We start from the raw sequence: 18,620 nt of genomic DNA on the forward strand, positions 1-18,620 counted from the left end.
CCCTCACATGACCCTCGCACCCGCGAGACGCGCCACCAAGCGCGGCCGGCTCGCCCTCGCCACCGCCCTGCTCTCGGCCACGACCCTGGTCGCCGCCTGCTCCGGACCGCCGCACGGCGGGGGCACCGACCAGGCCGGCCGCCGGCTCTCCGCCACCACCCCGCCGGCCAAGGGCGAGCTCGACTCCTTCACCTGGGCCAGCTACGCCGAGCCGCCGACCCTGGACTACATCCAGGCCTTCGACTACCCGCAGAACACGATCCTCTCCAACGTCTGCGAGAGCCTGATGCGCTGGACCCCCCAGCTCACCCTGGCGCCCGGACTGGCGGAGAAGGCCGCCAACCCCGACCCGACCACCTGGGTCTACGACCTGCGCCCGGGGGTGCACTTCCACGACGGCACGGTGATGACCGCCGACGACGTCGTGTACAGCCTCGGCCGGCAGACCAACCCGGACAACGCGGCGGCCTGGGCCCAGGTCTTCCAGAACGTCGAATCCATCACCAGGACCGGGCCGCTCCAGGTCACCGTCAAGCTCAAGCAGCCCGACTCCCAGTTCCCGCAGTACATGGCCACCGCCGCCGGCGTGGTCGCCGCCAAGGCCGGCGTGGAGTCCGCGGGCAAGGACTACGGCACCACCGGCGGCCTCGACTGCACGGGCCCCTTCGAACTCGGCACCTGGGCCAAGGGCCAGTCGCTGGAACTCCGGCGCTTCGACGACTACTGGGGCACCAAGGCCAAGTCCAAGAAGGTCGTGTTCAGCTTCCTCACCGACTCCTCCGCCCGCACCAACGCGATGCTGACCGGCGACGTCGACGGCGGCTACCTGATCCCCACCGAGAGCTACGACCGGCTCGAGAAGAACGGCCCCGGCACGCTCTACTTCGGGGAGGGCCTGAGCACCGTCAACGTCAACGTCACCAACATGCGGGGCGCGCTCGGCGACGTCCGGGTGCGCCAGGCGCTGTCGCTGGCCCTGGACCGCTCCGGCTTCGTCAGGACCGGCCTGGCCGGCTCCGGCACCGTCACCGGCTCCCTCACCACCAAGGCCGCCTGGGGTTCCGCCCCCGACGACGTCCGCAAGAGCGCCTTCGACGGCCTCACCCCCACCACCCAGGACATCGACAAGGCCAAGGCCCTGGTCAAGGAGGCGGGCGCGAGCGGCAAGACGCTCGTCATGGCCACCAGCAGCATCGGCCAGGACGTCTCCCTGCTCGCCACCGCCGTCCAGGCCGCCGGGACGAGGATCGGGCTCGACGTCCAGCTCAGGACGATCGCCCCGAACGCCTTCACCGCGCTGTTCACCGACGCCAAGGCGCGCGAGGGCATCGACATGTTCCCGGAGACGTACTACGACTCCATCACCGACCCGCTCGACCTGCTCGTCAACTTCCGCACCGGCGCCTACCAGAACTTCGCGGGCTACAGCGACAAGGCCTACGACGACCTGGCCGACCAGGCCACCGCCGAGTACGACCCGGCCAAGCGCGGCGCGATCGAGGCCGAGCTCCAGCAGGCCGCCTCCCGGCAGCTGCTCTGGATCCCGGTCGCCGAGTGGCCCACCGCCGTCTTCCTCAACAAGCGGATCACCGGCGCCCCGACCACCATCTCGTACATGTACTACCCGTGGGCCGCCGATGTGGGGGCCGCACGGTGAGCTTCCTCCGATTCGCCGCCCGGCGGCTGGTCGAGATGGCGGTGACCCTGTTCGGCGCCTCGTTCGTGGTCTTCGGGGCCATGTACCTGGCGCCGGGCAGTCCCGCGAGCTTCCTCCTGTCGGGCCGGTCGGCCTCGCCGGCCGCCCTCCAGGCGATCAACGAGCAGTACCACCTCGACGACCCGTTCCTGGTGCGGTACTTCCGCTGGCTCGGCCAGGTGCTCCAAGGCGACTTCGGACGCTCCATCACCTACCGCACCGACGTCTCCGAGCTGCTCGCCGACCGGCTGCCCGCCACCCTGCTGCTGGTCGGCATGGCCCTGGTGATCGTGGTCGTCATCGGCCTGGCGCTCGGCCGGCTCGGCGCGGTGCGCGGCGGCGCGACCGACTCCACCATCCTGGTCACCACCACGATCGCCCTCGGCACGCCGTCCTTCGTCGCCGCCGTGCTGCTCCAGGGCCTGTTCGCGGTCGAGCTCGGCTGGTTCCCGGTCGGCGGCGTCGGCGACGGCTTCGGCGACATGCTCCGGCACCTCGCCCTGCCGGCGCTCGCCCTCGCGCTCTACCTCATCGGCATGCTCGCCCGGGTCACCCGCTCGGCCATGCTGGAGGCCCTGGAGGGCGAGCACGTCACCGTGGCCCGCAGCCGCGGCGTCCCGGAGCGCGAGGTGATCCGCCGGCACGTGTTCCGCAACTCGCTGGGCACCGTGCTCACCACCGGCGGCCTGATCGTCTCCACCCTGCTGGTCTGCACCATCCTGGTCGAGTCCGCCTTCAGTATCGGCGGCATCGGCCAGCTCCTCGAACTGTCCACCACCACCAAGGACTTCCCGACCGTCCAGGCCATCTCCCTGATCATCGTGGCCCTGTTCATGACCGTGAACCTGATCGTCGACCTGCTGCACCCCCTGGTCGACCCCCGGGTCGCCCTCGGCCCCAGGAGGTCCGACGCATGAGTACCGGTCTCACCCGCCGGCCGGGTCTCACCCGCCGGCCCGGCCTCGGCCGACTCAAGGCCGCCCGCGCCCCGCTCCACCTGATCTGCCTCGGCTTCGCCGTCCTCGTGGTGCTCGCCGCCCTGCTCGCCCCCTGGCTGTCGCCGAACGACCCGAACGCCGTCGACCTCGGCAACGCCCTCGCCGGGCCCTCGCCCGACCACCTGCTCGGCGTCGACACGGCCGGACGCGACACCCTCTCCCGGCTGCTGCTCGGCGCCCGCACCTCGCTGCTCGGCCCGCTCGGCGTGGTCGTCTTCTCCACCGTCGCCGGGATCGCCGTCGGCCTCGCGGCCGGCTGGCGCGGCGGCCGGCTCGACTCCGTCCTCTCCCGCAGTACCGAACTGGTCTTCGCCTTCCCCGGCATGCTGCTCGCCATCCTGATCGTCTCGGTGTACGGCGAGGGCCTGCTCGCCCCCGTCGTCGCCCTCGCGATCGCCTACCTGCCCTACGTCTCCCGCCTCACCCGCTCCCTGGTGCTGGCCGAACGGACCCGGCCGTACGTCTCCGCCTACCAGGTCCAGGGCCACTCCGCCCCGCAGATCTGCCTGCGGCACGTCCTGCCCAACATCGCGCCGATCGTCCTCGCCCAGTCCGCCGTCAACTTCGGCTACGCCCTGATGGACCTCGCCGGCCTGTCCTTCCTCGGCCTCGGCGTGCCGGCCCTCACCCCCGACTGGGGCCGGATGGTCTTCGACGGCCAGACCGCGATCCAGCACGGCTACCCGCTCTCCGCGATCCTGCCCTGCGCCCTGATCGTGCTCACCGTCGTCGCCTTCAACGTGGTCGGCGAGCGCTGGGCCGACCAGGTCGCCCGGAGGTCCGCATGAACCACCACCGCACCACTGGAAGGACCGCGTGAACGCCCTCGACATCCAGGGCCTCCGGCTCCGACTGCCCGGCACCGCCCGGCCCGTCCTCGACGGCGTCGACCTCACCGTCGCCCCCGGCGAGACCGTCGCCCTGGTCGGCGAGTCCGGCTCCGGCAAGACCCTCACCTCCCGCACCGCCCTCGGCCTGCTGCCGTCCGGCGCCGCACCCGAGGGCGCCGTCCTGGTCGACGGCGAGGACGTCCTGATCATGACCCCCGACCGGCTGCGCGTCCTGCGCACGGGCCAGGCCGCGATGGTCTTCCAGGACCCCCGGGCCGCCGTCAACCCGCTGCGCCGGATCGGCGACTTCCTCGCCGAGAGCGTGCGTCTCACCGGCACCATGAGCGCCGCCGCCGCCGACCGGCGGGCCGTCGAACTGCTCGACGCCGTCGGCCTCGGGCCGGAACTGCTGGGCCGCTACCCCGGACAGCTGTCCGGCGGCATGCTGCAACGCGTGATGATCGCCGCCGCCCTGATGGGCGACCCGATCCTGCTGCTCGCCGACGAGCCCACCACCGCGCTCGACGTCACCAGCCAGGCCGAGGTGGTCGCCCTGCTCGGCCGGCTGCGCGAACGCTTCGGCACCGGGCTGCTGTTCGTCACCCACGACCTCGGCCTCGCCGCCGCGATCAGCGACCGGGTCTACGTCATGTACGCCGGGCGGATCGCCGAGACCGGACCGGCCGCCGAGCTCTTCGCCCGGCCCCGCCACCCCTACACGGCCGCCCTGCTCGCCGCCACCCCCCGGCTGGCCGCCCCGGCCGGCCGGCTCGCCGCCATCGACGGCCAACCACCCGACCTGCGGCAGGAGTTGACCGGCTGCGCGTTCGCCGCCCGGTGCGCCTACGCCACCGAGGTGTGCCGGGAGCGGACGCCCGAGCCGGCGGGGGAGCACCCGGCCGCCTGCCACCACCCGCTGGAAGGGAGCCACGTCGATGTCTGAGCCCGTACTCCAGGTCACCGGGCTGCACCGGACCTTCGGCAGCGTCCGGGCGGTGGACGACGTCTCCTTCACCCTCGACGCCGGCGCCTCGCTCGGCATCGTCGGCGAGTCCGGCTCCGGCAAGACCACCACCGCGCGGATCATCGTCGGCCTCGAACAGGCCGACGAGGGGCAGGTCACCGTCCACGGCCGCGCCCGGGCCGGCCGCGCCCGCGGCAAGGCGGAGCGGCTGGCCCGCGCCCGCGAGGTGCAGATGGTCTTCCAGGACCCGTACCTCTCGCTGGACCCGCGCACCAGCGTCGAGGCCGTCCTGCGGGAGACCCTGCGGCTGCACTTCCCCGACACCGACCACCGGGCCCGGATCAGGGAACTCCTCGACCAGGTCGGGCTCGGCACCCGGGCCGCCGACGCGCTGCCCCGCCGGCTCTCCGGCGGCCAGCGCCAACGCGTCGCCATCGCGCGGGCGTTGGCGGTCGAGCCGGCCGTCCTGGTGCTGGACGAGGCGGTCGCCGCACTGGACGTCTCGGTCCAGGCGCAGGTGCTCAACCTGCTCGCCGACATCCGCGAGCAGACCGGCATCGGCTACCTCTTCATCACCCACGACCTCGGCGTGGTCCGCTGCGTCACCGACGAAGTCGTGGTGATGCGGCACGGCCGGATCGTCGAGGCAGGACCGACCGCCCAGGTCCTCGACGACCCGCAGCACGCCTACACCGCGCTGCTGCTGGAGTCCGTCCCGCGGCCCGGCTGGGATCCCGACGGGATCGCCGCCGCGCGCCGCGCGCTGTAGGACGGCCCGGGACCGGCAGGCGGTGGGACCTGCCGGTCCCGGGCGAGGGGCGGTGCCGCCCCTCGCCCGTCCCGCCCGCGCGGCATCACCTGAACGGCGGAGCCGCGCCGCGCCGGAAGCCGACCCCCCTTTCAGTAGCCTGCGGAGCCGAACCCGACACCTACCGGAACGAGGCCCCATGGCTCCCTCCCGGCCGTCCCGCCGTGTGCTGCTCCAGTCCGGTGCCGCGCTCGCCGCCGTGGCCCTGGCCGGCGGCTGCTCCTCCGACAGCACGGCCGACGGGCAGTCCGGTTCGAGCGGCACGGCCGCGGGCACCCCGTCCCCGTCCCCGTCCCCGTCCCCGTCCGGCGGCCGGGCCGCCGGCCGGGCGATGCCCGCCGAGTCGGGCCCGCACACCCGCACCTTCATGGCCTGGCCGGCCCTGGAAGAGGTGTGGGGCCAGCAACTCCCCGGCGTCCGCCAGGACATCGCCTCGCTCGCCCAGGCGATCGCCGGCTTCGAACCGGTCGTCCTGCTGGCCCGCCCCGACCAGGCCGACCAGGCCCGTCAGGCCTGCGGCTCCTCGGTCGAGGTGCTGGAGCTGACGGTCGACGACCTGTGGGCCCGGGACACCGGCCCGACCTTCGTCACCGGCGCCCAGGGCCTGGCCGGAGTCGACTTCAACTTCAACGGCTGGGGCGGAAAGCAGACCCACACCAACGACAGCCAGGTCGCCCGCAACCTCCTCGACCACTACGGCATCACCCGCGTCCAGGCGCCGATCACCGGCGAGGGCGGCGGCATCGAGGTCGACGGCGAGGGCACCCTGATGGCCTGCGAGAGCTCCTGGGTCAACGACAACCGCAACCCCGGCAAGAGCCGCGACCAGATCGAGGCGGACTTCAAGGAGCTGCTCGGCGTCCAGAAGGTGATCTGGTTCAAGGGCGTCGCCGGACAGGACATCACCGACTGCCACGTCGACGCCCTCGCCCGCTTCGCCGAACCCGGCACCGTCGTCCTGCACCGCCCGGCCGCCGACACCCCGCCGGACGTCTGGACCACCGCCTCCGCCGAGGCCGTCCAGGTGCTCCAGTCCGCCACCGACGCCCGGGGCCGCACGCTCAAGGTGGTCGACCTCCCCGAACCCGACTTCGACCTGATCCAGGGCGCGGGCAAGAACTTCCTCGCCACCTACATCAACTACTACGTCTGCAACGGCGGCGTGATCGTCCCGAAGTTCGGCGACCAGGCCGCCGACGACAAGGCGGCCGGCACCATCGGCGACCTCCACCCCGGCCGCAAGGTCACCCAGGTCTCCATCAACCACATCGCCGCGGGCGGCGGCGGCATCCACTGCGCCACCCGACAACAGCCCGCCACCGCCCCGGCGGCGTCCACCCCGGCATGAGGGCCCTCGCCCGGCTGCGCGGCAACCGCTTCGCCCTCGTCGCGCTGCTCCTCGCCGTGTTCTGCTCGGCCGGCATCGCGCTGTACCTCAACGAGCGCGACACCCGGTTGCAGACCCGGGAGCTGGCCCTGCCGACCGCGGCCGACTGGATCGAACTGGACCTCACCGCCCAGGACATCGACCCCGCGACGGGCGAACTCGGTCTCTACGTCGTGGTCGTCCCGCATGGCAGCCTGGCCGTGGGACCGGACACCCTGGCGTTCACCCGGCAGGTCGACGTCACCGTCCACTCGGCGGCCCGCACCGACCTGCGGGCCGCGTCGGGGGACATCGCGACGCCCCAGTCGGTCCAGGCCAACCTCTACCGCGGCACCGAGTCCGACTACCCCTTCGACCGCTACCGGTTCGCGGTGGGCTTCTCGGCCGTGGACAGCGCGGGCGCGGTACCGGTCGGCCTGGTGTTCGCGGATGCGGACCCGTTCTTCGTGGTCCGGCCCACGAGCACCCCGGCCGCCGCCGGCTCCGCACCGACCGTCCTGGACGGCCGGGTCAGCAGGGCGCGCAGCACCTTCATCCTCGCCTGGTTCATGATCGCCGCGATGTGGGCGCTCGCCCTGGCTGTACTGGCCGGTGCTGAGGTGCTCTACCGCGGCGGCCAGGGGTTGGTCTGGCCCTCGCTCGGCTGGATGGCGGCGACCCTCTTCGCGCTGATCGGCATGCGCAACGCGGCCCCGGGCTCGCCGCCGGTCGGTTCGCTGATGGACTACCTCGCGTTCTTCTGGGCCGAGGGGATCATCGCCGCGAGCTTGGCCTTCACCGTCATCGCCGGGGTCCGGGTCGAGCACCGCAAGCGCCGCGCGGAGGCCGCGGAGGCCGCCGAGGCGGCCGAGGCCGACCCGCCGGGCCCGTCGGCCGCACCTGCCGGGCCCTGACGGGGCGCCGACCCGGCCGCGCACCGGCCGCCACCGGCATCGGTGTCAGGAGCCGAGGCGGGCCAGCTCGGCGTCGATCGCGTCGGCCATCAGCATGCGGGCGTGCGCCAGGGGCAGGCTGCCGCTGAGCCAGCGGGTGCTCAGCCCCTCCAGGAGCGCGGTGAGGCGCTCGGCCGCACCGGCCAGGGCGACGGCCGAGGACATCGGCTGAACGGTGCCGAGCAGTTCGGCGATCTCCTGGACCCAGACCCGGGTGGCGCGGGCGAGGTCCTCGCGCAGGGTCTCGTCGAAGACGGCGCTGGCCCGCAGCTCGCCCCAGGCGGTGCTGTTCTCCCGGACCTCGACGGTGTCCTGGAGCTCCAGCAGCAGGGTCTGCTCCAGCTCCTCGCGGGCCGTCAACGGCGGTGCTTCCGCGGCGCGTTCGGTCGTGTAGCGCTCGGCCCGGTCGTTGATGAACTCCAGCGTCTGCCGGAGGATCCCCGTGCGGTCCTTGAAGTGGTAGTAGATGAGCGCGGTGGACACGCCGGCCTCGGCGGCGAGCTCCTCCACGCGCAGCCCGCGCACCCCGCGCCGCGCGATCACCCGCGCGGCTGCTTCCATGATCGATGTTTTCCTACTGGCCACGATTCACCACCTTACCCGCGGGGCGGGCCAAGATCACTCCGTGTGCTGAAAGTCCCGTCAGGTGGGAATCCGGGTGCGGCCGAACCTTCTGGCGACTTTCGGACAAGGTGGGCTCCGGGGGCGGAATTCTTTGATCCTCCGCTGAACTTTCACGTCACCATCACCTAGGGTGACTCTCGTTCCGCCGCCGGGCAGGCCCGTTCGACGGAACTCCCTTCCCCTCAACACCACTGGAGCACAACGGACATGATTCTGCGTCAGCTTTGGAAGCGTGCGACGGCGCTGGTCCTCGGCCGGGGATCCGGAGCAGCCGCGGCGGCGGTCGCGCTGGTCGCGGCCGTCGCCCTGGGCGGCACGGTCTCCGGCATGTCCGCGGCGGAGGCCAAGCCGGCGTGGGGGTGGGGCGGTCCGGGCAAGTGGAGCTGCTCCGGGCAGCCCGTCGCCGCCGGCAACGTCATCACCGACCACGACAGCAGCGGCTGCGGCGGCTACGGCTCCTGGTACCAGCAGCCGGCGAAGGACGGGATCTGGACGTGTTCCGGCTCCCCGGTGGTGGCCGGCTACGTGATCACCGACCACCAGACCACCGGCTGCCGGGGCATGGGCGCGTGGCGGCACAGCCTCGTCCACAACGGCATCTGGACCTGCTCCGGCTCGCCCGTCGTGCCCGGCTACGTCATCAGCAACCACCTGCGGGCCGGCTGCGGCGGCATCGGCAGCTGGCAGCACAGCCTGCCGTACGACGGGATCTGGACCTGTTCCGGCTCCCCGGTGGTGGCCGGCTACGTGATCACCGGCCACCAGACCACCGGCTGCGACGGCGCGGGCGCCTGGCGCCACAACACCGCCCGCGCGGGCCTGTGGGGCTGCCCGGGCTCGCCCATCCCGGCCGGCTTCCGCTCCACCAGCTACGCGGCCTGGGCCTGCGACGGTCTCGGCGGCTGGCTGCTCGCCCGCGCCTGACGCCCCGGTCGTCCCGGTCGGCCATGGCGTCCTGGCCGTCCTGTCCGTCCCGGTCCCGAACTAGCGGGCCGGGTCGGCCAGGACGGCCTGCGCCGCGTTGTGCCCCGGGATGCCGCTGACCCCGCCACCGCGGACGGCGCCCGCCCCGCACAGCAGGACGTTCGGGTGGGACGTGGCCACGCCCCAGCGGGTGGCGGGGTCCGTCGGCTCCCCGTCGTCGGAGTCGGCGAAGGGGAAGGCCAGGTCGCGGTGGAAGATGTGCCCGCCCGGCAGCCCGAGCTCCCGCTCCAGCGCCGGCGGCGTCCGGGCCTCGACACAGGGCCGTCCGTCGGCGTCGACGGCCAGGCAGTCGGCGATCGGCTCGGCCAGCACCTCGTCCAGCTGCGCCAGGCTCGCGGCCAGCGCGCGCTCCTCGGCCGCCGGGTCGCCGAACAGCCGGGCGGGCATGTGCAGTCCGAAGAGCGTCAGGGTCTGGTAGCCCTGCCGGACGGCCTCCGGCCCGAGGATCGACGGGTCGGTGAGGGTGTGGCAGTAGATCTCGGACGGCGGAGCCGAGGGCAGCCGGCCGGCCAGCGCCTCGGTGTACGCCGTCTCCAACTGCCGGTAGCCCTCGGCGGTGTGGAAGGTCCCGGCGAAGGCCTCGCGCGGGTCCGCGGCCGCGTCCCGCAGCCGCGGCAGCCGGCGCAGCACCATGTTGACCTTGAGCTGGGAGCCCTCCGGGGCAGGCCCCGGGTCCTCGCCCAGCAGCCGGGCCAGGGCGGCCGGTGCGGCGTTCACCAGCACCCGGCGCCCCGCCACCGTCGCCTCGCCGTCCCGGTGCCGGTACGACACCTCGGCCTCGCCCCGGCCGTCGGTGGCGATGGCCGTCACCTCGCAGTCGGTCCGGATCTCCGCCCCGGCGGCCAGCGCGGCTCCGGCCAGGGCGTCCGTCACCGCGCCCATCCCGCCGACCGGGACGTCCCAGTCGCCGGTGCCGTTGCCGATGACGTGGTAGAGGAAGCAGCGGTTCTGCCGGAGCCCGGGGTCGTGGGCGTGGGTGAAGGTGCCGATCAGCGCGTCCGTCAGGACCACGCCGCGGACCAGGTCGTCCGTGAAGCTCCGTTCGATCTCCTCGCCGAGCGGCCGCTCGAACAGGGCCGTCCAGGCGGCCTCGTCGTCGACCCGTCGCCGCAGCTCGGCGCGGGTGGGCAGCGGTTCGGTGAGGGTGGGGAAGACCCGCCGGGCGACCTCCGCCGTCGTCCCGTAGAAGCGTTGCCAGGCCTGCCACTCCTGGTCGGTGCCGGTCAGGGCCCGGAACGAGTCCCGGGTGCGGCCGGGGTCGCCCGCGTCCACCAGTAGTCCGGTGGGTTTCCCGTCCCGGACGGCGGGGGTGTAGGAGGCGATCCGGCGGCGGCGCAGGTCGAGCCGCAGCCCGAGGTCCCGGACCACCTTCCGGGGGAGCAGGCTGACGAGGTAGGAGTAGCGCGACAGCCGGGCGTCCACACCGGGGAACACCGGGGCGGAGACGGCGGCGCCGCCCACCCGGGACAGCCGTTCGAGGACCAGCACCCGTCGGCCCGCCCGCGCGAGGTAGGCCGCTGCCACCAGTCCGTTGTGCCCGCCGCCGACGATGACGACGTCGTACCGGGAAGACGCGATCGTGGTCATCCGGTCACGGTACGCCACCGACCCGGACCGGGGAACCCGCGCGGCGCCTGCCCGCCCTGGAGCGGCACCACGGAGCCGTCACGGCGCGCGGCGAGTCCGCCGGGTCCGCACACCCTCCACCATCTCCACCGGTTCACTGCGGAGCCCCCTGAATGTGAACGGGCGATGGGGCCCGATGCCCCTCTGCTGCGGGGGTGTTTCGTTCTCATGTACATGCCCCCCGGTCACTGGCGTCGCGCACCAGTCGTACACAGACTCGGACCTGCACGATCGTGCATTCGAATCCCGGCTCCAGGAAGTTCTGCCCGCATGCCTACCTCCCTCAGACCCGACGTTCCCCAGGCGCTCCCGCCGCACCTGGCGGGGAGGTGCAATCCGTGCTCCGCTACGTGACCCGCAGGGCGGCGGGCTGGCTCCTGGTGATCGCCGTGGCGACCAACGCCACCTACTTCCTTGCCAGTTGGTTCCTCGACCCGCGCTCCAACTTCAAGGAGCTGCGTCCGGTCCGCACCGAGGAGCAGATATCCCGGGCCCTGGCCCCCTACAACCTCGACCCGCACGAACCGCTGCTCCACCGCTGGTGGGACTGGCTGACCGGGGTGACCCTGCACTTCGACTGGGGCCGCTCCCCGGTCGGCGTCCAGGTGAACGGGGAGATCGGCTACCGCTCCCTGGTCAGCGCCGAGTTGGTGATCGGCGCGACGGTCCTGTCGGTCGTCGTCGGCGTCGCGCTCGCGGTCCACACCGCCTCGCGCCAGTACGGCTGGCGGGACCGGGCGGCCCAGGTTCTTTCCATGGCGCTCTTCAACGTCCCGGTGTCCATCGCCGCCCTCGCCCTGGTGCTGCTGGCCATCCGGCTGAACGAGCACGCCGGCTGGCACTTCCTGTACGTCGCGGGGGAGAACTCGCCCGGCGTGGAAGGGTTCTGGGCGACGATCGGCGACCGGCTGCTGCACCTGATCCTGCCGACGCTGACGCTCACCCTCACGGGGTACGTGGGCTACCACCTCACCCAGCGCTCCCTGCTGCTGGACGTCATCGGCTCCGACTTCGTGCGCACCGCCCGGGCCACCGGGCTCACCCGCGCCCAGGCGATCCGCCGGCACGCCCTGCGCACCGCCCTGATCCCCACCGCGCAGTCCGTGGCCTTCAGCATCCCGGCGGTCTTCACCGGTGCGGTCCTCACGGAGACGATCTTCGGTTGGAACGGCATGGGGCAGTACTTCATCCAGACCATCGGCAAGAACGACGTGCACGGCACCGTGGCGACCGCCGCCTTCGCCGCCGCCCTGACCGCGGTCGGCGCGATCCTCGCGGACATCGCCACCGTCCTCCTCGACCCGAGAGTGCGGGTGAGCTGAGATGGGCACCCCTGTGAGTCCCGGCGCGACCACCGAGGGCATCCCCGCCACCGCGGTCGAGTCCGCCGCTGACCTGCCGCCCACCCGGCACGACGGGCGCTACCTGGGCCGGCGCCGCCTCTACCTGCGGCGCTTCCGGCGCAACCGCACCGCCGTCGCCGGCGTGGCGATCTTCCTGCTGCTCGTGCTGTTCAGCGCGCTCGGCGACCTGTTCACCCCGTACGGCTACGCGGACGCCGACTTCTCGGCCCTGACCCAGGCCCCCGGTGCCGAGCACTGGTTCGGCACCAACCAGGGCGGCAACGACGTCTACGCCGCCGCCGTGCACGGCCTCCAGCGCTCGCTGGTGATCGCGGTGAGCGTGTCCGCGCTGACCGTCGCCATCGCCGCGGTCGTCGGCGCGGGCGCGGCCTACCTCGGGGGTCGGGTGGAGAAGGCCACCCTCGCCGTCATCCACTTCCTGCTGATCGTGCCCTCCTTCCTCGTCCTCGCCCTGGTCTCGCACCGGCTGGCGGGCGACTGGCGGGTCCTCATCCTCGTCCTGACGGTGTTCGGCTGGATGTCCACCGCGCGCGTGGTCTGGTCGGTGTCGACGTCCCTGCGCGAGCGCGACTACGTGCGCGCCGCGGAGTTCATGGGCGTGCGCCCCCTGCGCATCGTGCTGCGCCACATCATCCCGAACCTGGGCTCCCTGCTCATCGTCAACCTCACCCTGGGCGTGGTCGCCACCGTGCTCAGCGAGACCGCCCTGTCCTTCCTGGGCTTCGGCGTGCAGACCCCGGACGTGTCGCTGGGCACCATGCTCGCCGACGGCGCGGGCACCATCACCAGCGCTCCCTGGCTGTTCGCCTTCCCCGCCGGGCTGACCGTCCTGCTCACCGTGTCGATGACCTTCGTCGGCGACGGCCTGCGCGACGCCCTCGACCCCACGTCCACCACCGGCGCGGCAGGAGGCCGACGATGACACTCGCACCCGCCCGCCGCACCGGGCCCGTGGCCGGGCCCACCGGGCTCGGGAACGCACCCGGACCCGCACCCGTCCTGTCCGTACGCGACCTGCGCGTCTCCTTCCCCTCCGAGGCCGGACCGGTGGAGGCCGTGCGCGGCATCGACTTCGACCTGCTGCCCGGACGCACCCTGGGCATCGTCGGCGAGTCCGGCTCGGGCAAGTCCGCCACCGCCCTCGCCGTCATGGGCCTGCTGCCGCCCACCGCGCGCCTCGGCGGCCGGATCCTGCTGGGCGGCCGCGACCTGGCGGCGATGGACGACAAGGCCCTGTCCCGGGTGCGGGGCAAGGACATCGGCATGGTCTTCCAGGACCCGATGTCCGCGCTCACGCCCATCTACAGCGTCGGCCGACTGCTGGCCCAGGCCCTGCGCGTGCACCGGGAACTGTCGAAGAAGGACGCCTGGGAGCAGGCGGTGGAACTGCTCGACCTGGTCGGCATCCCCGACCCGCGCGAACGCGCCAAGTCGTTCCCGCACGAGTTCTCCGGCGGCATGCGCCAACGCGTCGTCATCGCCCTGGCCATCGCCAACAAGCCCTCGGTCCTGGTCGCCGACGAGCCCACCACGGCGCTCGACGTCACCGTCCAGGCCCAGATCCTCGACGTGCTGCGCCTGGCCCAGCGCGAGACCGGCGCCGCTCTCGTCCTGATCACCCACGACCTGGGCGTGGTGGCGGGCCACGCCGACGACGTCGCCGTCCTGTACGCCGGACGGATCGTCGAGCACGCGAGCGTCGACGAGCTCTTCCGCCGTCCCACGATGCCGTACACCGCCCGCCTGCTGCGCAGCGTTCCCACCGTGGACAGCGGCGTCGAACGGCCCCTGGTCCCGGTCGGCGGAGAACCGCCGTCCCTGGTCGGCCTGCCCGGCGGCTGCCCCTTCGCGCCCCGCTGCGCGGTGGCTCAGGACGTGTGCCGGACCACCGAGCCGGACCTGACCGCAGTGCACGCGACCGCACCGGATCCGCCGGCGCCGGACTTGACCGCACGAGGTGTGCGGCACAACCGCGTCGCCTGCCACCGTGCACAGGAGATCGCCGACGGAGCCCTCGACCCGGCCGGGGAGGCCGCCCCCGTGCCGCCGGCCGGCGCCGTAGCGCCGACCGCCGGCGAGGTGGTCCTGCGGGTGGAGGACCTGGTCAAGACGTTCCCCGTCACCAAGGGAGCCCTCCTCAAGCGCCGGGTGGGAACCCTGCACGCGGTCAACCACGTCAGCTTCGAACTGCGCGCGGGCGAGACCCTGGGCCTGGTGGGGGAGTCCGGCAGCGGCAAGAGCACCACCCTGCGCGAGGTGCTGCGGCTGCGCGCCCCCGAGGGCGGCCGCATCGAAGTGGCGGGCACCGACGTCGCCGCGCTGCGCTCGGCCGCCCAGGTGCGCGAGCTGCGGCGCGACATCCAGATCGTCCTCCAGGACCCGACGGACGCCCTGGACCCCCGGCTGACCGTGTTCGACCTGCTGGCCGAACCGCTCCAGGCCGCCGGCGCCGACCGGCCGGCCATCCGCTCCCGGGTCACCCGGCTGCTGGACCTGGTCGGCCTGGACCGCGCCATGGGCGACCGCTTCCCCGCAGCCCTGTCCGGCGGCCAGCGCCAGCGCGTCGGTATCGCCCGGGCCCTGGCCCGCGAGCCGAAGCTGCTGGCCCTGGACGAGCCGCTGTCCGCGCTGGACGTCTCCGTACAGGCCGAGATCATCAACCTGCTCGCCCGGCTGAAGCGGGAACTGGGCCTGGCCTACCTGCTGGTGGCCCACGACCTGGCCGTGGTGCGCCACGTCTCCGACCGCATCGCGGTGATGTACCTCGGCCACGTCGTCGAGTCCGGCGCCACCGAGGAGATCTTCGCCCGGCCCCGGCACCCGTACACCAAGGCCCTGCTGTCGGCGATCCCGGTGCCCGACCCGGAGCGCGAACGCCACCGCGAGCGCATCGTCCTCGCGGGCGAGCAGCCCAGTGCCACCCGGCTCCCGGCGGGCTGCGTGTTCGTCGACCGCTGTCCGCTGTACCGGGAGGCCGACGAGGCCGTACGGACACGCTGCCGCACCGAGCGGCCCGCGACCGTCGCCGCCCCGGACGGTGCCGACCACCGGTACGCCTGCCACGCGGTCTGACACCCGCGCAGCGCCACCCCTTTCCTCTTGTCCCCCCGTCACCCCTTTCCTCCTTTCCCGTCCCACCGATCCCCACCAAGGACATCCCATGCGCCGGAAGCTCGCCCTGCCCCTCGCGCTCGTCGCGGCCGTCGCGGTCGCCGCCACCGCGTGCTCCTCCTCGTCCTCCTCGGGCGGTTCCTCCTCCGGCGGGTCCTCCGGGCAGAACGCCAAGAACGCCGCCAAGGTCGCGTCCTCGGTCACCGACTACAACCCCCAGCCGTACGAGAACATCAAGGACGGCGGCACCTACACCACCGCGGGCACCTTCGACGAGCAGGGCAACCCCTTCAACGTCAACAGCACCCTCAATGCCCTGCGGATCTGGTCCTGGTACAACGCCCACGCCATCACCTACTCACCCACCGGCGAGGTCCAGTACAACCCGGACTACTACAGCGACGTGAAGGTCTCCGTCGAGGGCGGCGACCAGAAGGTCGTCATCACCCTCAACCCCAAGGCCGTGTTCAATGACGGCACCCCCATCGACTGGCGGGCCATCGAGGCCACCTGGAAGGCCAACAACGGCTCGGACAAGGACTACGCGGCCAGCTCCACCGACGGCTACGACCGCATCACCTCCGTCACCCGGGGCGCGGACGACAAGCAGGCGGTCATCGCCTTCAAGGGCGTGAACCCCTCCTGGTCGGCGCTGTTCACCACCTTCCTGCACCCCGCGGCCGCCACCGTCGACAACTTCAACAAGGCGTACGTCAAGACCGCCCACCCCGAATGGGGCACCGGACCGTACACCGTGGGCACCTGGGACGAGCACTCCGGCAACATCACCTTCGTGCGCAACCCCAACTGGTGGGGCAGGAAGGGCAAGCTCGACAAGCGCGTCTACGTCAACCTGGAGAGCGCCGCCTCGATCAACGCCTTCAAGAACGGCGAGCTCGACTACACCTCCGCCGGGGACGCGGAGAACCTCAAGCAGGTGAAGGCGGTCAAGGACGCCGAGATCCGCAGCGGCGGCAGCCCCTTCGAGTACTCGCTGTACCTCAACGCCAAGTCCCCGTTCCTCGGTGACGTCCAGGTCCGCAAGGCGGTGCAGGAGAGCATCGACCGCGCGCAGATAGCCAAGATCCGCTTCCAGGGCCTCGACTACACCGAGCCGCTGCCCGGGTCGGCCGTGCTCTACAGCTTCCAGCAGGGCTACCAGGACAACGTCGCCGCCGTGTTGAAGTACGACCCGGAGGAGGCGCGGAAGACCCTGGACGCGGCCGGCTGGAAGCCCGGACCCGACGGCATCCGCACCAAGGACGGCAAGCAGCTCGAACTCGGCTACACCCTGCTCGGTGACGACCCGATCGAGAAGGCCACCGCCGGAGCGTTCACCGCGATGCTCAAGACCGTCGGCGTGAAGGTGGACGTCAACAAGGTCTCCGAGAACGACTTCTCCAAGGTGCTCAGTGAGCGCCGCTTCGACCTCTTCATCTCCGGCAACCGTTCGTTGGACCCCTTCGGCGCCCGCTACCTGTGCGACTTCTACTGCTCGGACCGCGACTCCAACATCACCGGCGCCGGCACCCCCGAGCTGGACAAGGAGATCCGCGCCACCGGCGAGATCTCCGACCTCGGCCGGCAGATCGAGGCCGTCAACAAGGTCGAGCAGAAGGCCCTCCAGCAGTACGCCTTCCTGCCGCTCTACAGTGGCCCCTCCACCTACGGCATCAGGAAGGGCCTCGCCAACGTCGGCGCCACCATCTTCTTCAGCCCGCTGCCCGAGACCATCGGCTGGCAGAAGTAGCAGCGGCCGTTCCGCCGATGGGTCGGGGCAGGGAGGCTGGGGAAAGCTCCGTGCCCTTACCTCGTTCAGGCCCCAGCTACCGTTCGACGACGTACAGTTGGTGAGCTCGGTCATGTTCACTTCAGAGCATCGACAGGAAGGAGTGACTCTCCCTTGACCACTCACCTCAGGACCGGCGCCCGCGTGCGGGTGCTCCCCGCGCTGGCCGCGACGCTGTGCGGGATCATCGGCGGCACCGCGCTCGGGGCCTCCCCGGCCGCCGCGGTCGACCAGCGCCACCCGATCTACGCCATCGCCCACCGGGTCGACACCCTGGACGGCGTGGACGCGGCGCTCAAGCACGGTGCCAACGGCATCGAGATCGACGTCTGCGCCTGGTGGAACCCGAACGAGTGGCGCGCCTACCACGACTGTTCCTCGGCGGGCGAGAACCGGCTCGGCCCCAGCTTCGACAGCATGATCGACCGCATCCTCTCCAACGCCAACGCGGGCCGCCGGCTGTCGCTGGTCTGGCTGGACATCAAGGACCCCAACTACTGCGGGGAGGAGCCGAACCGCACCTGCAGCGTCGCCGGCCTCCACGACAAGGCGCAGCGACTGACCGCCGCCGGCATCCAGGTCCTCTACGGCTTCTTCGAGTACCACGGCGGCAACACCCCGGACGTCGGCGGCCGCGGCTGGAAGAGCCTGGAGGGCAAGCTCGGCCGCCTGGAGGGCATGACCACCACCGGCACCCGCGACCAGGCCCGCAACGCCTTCGACCGGTCCGGCGCGGGCATCCCCGTCGGCCACCGGGCGATGGACTACGGCGACACCGACATCACCAAGGGGTTCGGCAACTGCACCGAGGCCACCTGGAACACCTGCGCGGAACTGAAGAAGGGAGCGGCCGACCGGGCAGCCGGCCAGCTCGCCGCCACGCTGTCCTGGACGGCCACCTACAACGACCCCTGGTACGTCGACAAGCTGCTCGGTGACGCCCAGGTCGACGGCATCATCGCGGGCTACGGCGCCTTCACCGGCGTGCGGGAGTACGACGACAGCTGGCAGTGCGCCAACGCGATCAACCTGGTCCGCGACTGGGTCAACCACCACAGCGGCAGCCACCGCATGGCCAACAGCGGAGACCGGCTGTTCAGGTAGGGGACCGTCAGCCCTGGGCCGCGGCCGTCCGGCATTACGGTGGTGCGGCCGTACAGCCGTGCGGCTGTACGGCCCAGGGCTGGGCATTTGTTTCGAAGGCGGAGTAGGGGTACTGTCTCCCAGTCGCCCGCCAGGGAGCACCGGACACGCGTTTGCGCGGACGGTTCCGGGGCGGCCAATCCACGAGAAACAGCAGGGTCCGCTTCGGTGTGCCCGGTTATCGGGGTTGCGGCCGGATTCGCTTTTCGGAGCGGGGGTCGGCTAGAGTTTGAAACGTCGGACAGGGCGTCAAACCCCGGACGGCAGAGGCGAGTTGGATGACGAAGCCCCGGAAACGGAGCGGAAAACATCTGATAAGCTGGAAACACGAAAGAACGAAGCGCCCGGAGGGCCCGCTGGAAGG

15 protein-coding genes are annotated in these 18,620 nt (G+C 72.2%); 13 read left to right on the forward strand and 2 right to left on the reverse strand.

Annotation, left to right across the window (positions count from 1 at the left end; genetic code table 11):
* Positions 1 to 7: 7 nt before the first annotated feature.
* The 7 genes from ABTY61_RS36250 (at position 8) to ABTY61_RS36280 (ending at position 7,576) form a co-directional block, all read left to right on the forward strand.
* Positions 8 to 1,657 (forward strand): ABC transporter substrate-binding protein, encoded by a 1,650-nt coding sequence (locus tag ABTY61_RS36250; protein ID WP_350509437.1) that lies wholly within the window; start codon positions 8 to 10, stop codon positions 1,655 to 1,657.
* Positions 1,654 to 2,613, forward strand: coding sequence for an ABC transporter permease (locus ABTY61_RS36255; RefSeq protein WP_350509438.1), 960 nt, complete (start codon positions 1,654 to 1,656; stop codon positions 2,611 to 2,613). Before ABTY61_RS36250 ends, ABTY61_RS36255 begins: the two co-directional genes overlap by 4 nt.
* Positions 2,610 to 3,482, forward strand: a complete 873-nt coding sequence (locus ABTY61_RS36260) for an ABC transporter permease (RefSeq protein ID WP_350509439.1) — start codon at positions 2,610 to 2,612, stop codon at positions 3,480 to 3,482. Before ABTY61_RS36255 ends, ABTY61_RS36260 begins: the two co-directional genes overlap by 4 nt.
* 28 nt (positions 3,483 to 3,510) lie before the next feature.
* Positions 3,511 to 4,467 carry an ABC transporter ATP-binding protein gene (locus ABTY61_RS36265; RefSeq protein ID WP_350509440.1) on the forward strand — a complete coding sequence of 319 codons (957 nt, stop codon included), beginning with the start codon at positions 3,511 to 3,513 and terminating at the stop codon, positions 4,465 to 4,467.
* A complete protein-coding gene (locus ABTY61_RS36270; RefSeq protein WP_350509441.1) occupies positions 4,460 to 5,257 on the forward strand; it encodes an ABC transporter ATP-binding protein in 798 nt (265 codons plus the stop codon). Before ABTY61_RS36265 ends, ABTY61_RS36270 begins: the two co-directional genes overlap by 8 nt.
* A 178-nt stretch (positions 5,258 to 5,435) precedes the next feature.
* Positions 5,436 to 6,644 (forward strand): agmatine deiminase family protein, encoded by a 1,209-nt coding sequence (locus ABTY61_RS36275; RefSeq protein ID WP_350509442.1) that lies wholly within the window; start codon positions 5,436 to 5,438, stop codon positions 6,642 to 6,644.
* Positions 6,641 to 7,576 carry a DUF4436 family protein gene (locus ABTY61_RS36280; RefSeq protein ID WP_350509443.1) on the forward strand — a complete coding sequence of 312 codons (936 nt, stop codon included), beginning with the start codon at positions 6,641 to 6,643 and terminating at the stop codon, positions 7,574 to 7,576. The genes ABTY61_RS36275 and ABTY61_RS36280 overlap by 4 nt, the downstream gene beginning before the upstream one ends.
* Positions 7,577 to 7,621: 45 nt before the next feature.
* Here ABTY61_RS36280 and ABTY61_RS36285 read toward each other — a convergent pair whose 3' ends face one another.
* On the reverse strand, positions 7,622 to 8,176 hold the full coding sequence (locus ABTY61_RS36285; protein WP_502895490.1) for a TetR/AcrR family transcriptional regulator: 555 nt from the start codon (positions 8,174 to 8,176) through the stop codon (positions 7,622 to 7,624).
* Positions 8,177 to 8,446: 270 nt separating this feature from the next.
* Between ABTY61_RS36285 and ABTY61_RS36290 the strand changes: the two genes are divergently transcribed.
* Positions 8,447 to 9,163 (forward strand): hypothetical protein, encoded by a 717-nt coding sequence (locus ABTY61_RS36290; protein ID WP_350509445.1) that lies wholly within the window; start codon positions 8,447 to 8,449, stop codon positions 9,161 to 9,163.
* Between the two features lie 60 nt (positions 9,164 to 9,223).
* Here ABTY61_RS36290 and ABTY61_RS36295 read toward each other — a convergent pair whose 3' ends face one another.
* Entirely contained in the window at positions 9,224 to 10,810 is a 1,587-nt protein-coding gene (locus tag ABTY61_RS36295; protein ID WP_350509446.1) for a phytoene desaturase family protein, read from the reverse strand.
* A gap of 377 nt (positions 10,811 to 11,187) precedes the next feature.
* Between ABTY61_RS36295 and ABTY61_RS36300 the strand changes: the two genes are divergently transcribed.
* From ABTY61_RS36300 to ABTY61_RS36320, 5 genes are all read left to right on the forward strand, one after another.
* Positions 11,188 to 12,171 (forward strand): ABC transporter permease, encoded by a 984-nt coding sequence (locus tag ABTY61_RS36300; RefSeq protein WP_350509447.1) that lies wholly within the window; start codon positions 11,188 to 11,190, stop codon positions 12,169 to 12,171.
* Position 12,172: 1 nt separating this feature from the next.
* Positions 12,173 to 13,135: an ABC transporter permease gene (locus tag ABTY61_RS36305; protein ID WP_350509448.1), complete on the forward strand. Its 963-nt coding sequence runs from the start codon at positions 12,173 to 12,175 to the stop codon at positions 13,133 to 13,135.
* Positions 13,132 to 15,285 carry a dipeptide ABC transporter ATP-binding protein gene (locus ABTY61_RS36310; RefSeq protein ID WP_350509449.1) on the forward strand — a complete coding sequence of 718 codons (2,154 nt, stop codon included), beginning with the start codon at positions 13,132 to 13,134 and terminating at the stop codon, positions 15,283 to 15,285. The genes ABTY61_RS36305 and ABTY61_RS36310 overlap by 4 nt, the downstream gene beginning before the upstream one ends.
* 88 nt (positions 15,286 to 15,373) lie before the next feature.
* The gene (locus ABTY61_RS36315) at positions 15,374 to 17,074 is read left to right on the forward strand and encodes an ABC transporter family substrate-binding protein (RefSeq protein WP_350509450.1); all 1,701 of its coding nucleotides are present in this window, start codon (positions 15,374 to 15,376) and stop codon (positions 17,072 to 17,074) included.
* Between the two features lie 153 nt (positions 17,075 to 17,227).
* A complete protein-coding gene (locus tag ABTY61_RS36320; protein WP_350509451.1) occupies positions 17,228 to 18,217 on the forward strand; it encodes a PI-PLC domain-containing protein in 990 nt (329 codons plus the stop codon).
* The last annotated feature ends 403 nt before the right edge of the window (positions 18,218 to 18,620 follow it).

Origin of the sequence: Kitasatospora sp. NPDC096128 (genome assembly GCF_040303105.1) — a bacterium.
In the GTDB taxonomy this organism is placed as follows: Bacteria; Actinomycetota; Actinomycetes; order Streptomycetales; family Streptomycetaceae; genus Kitasatospora.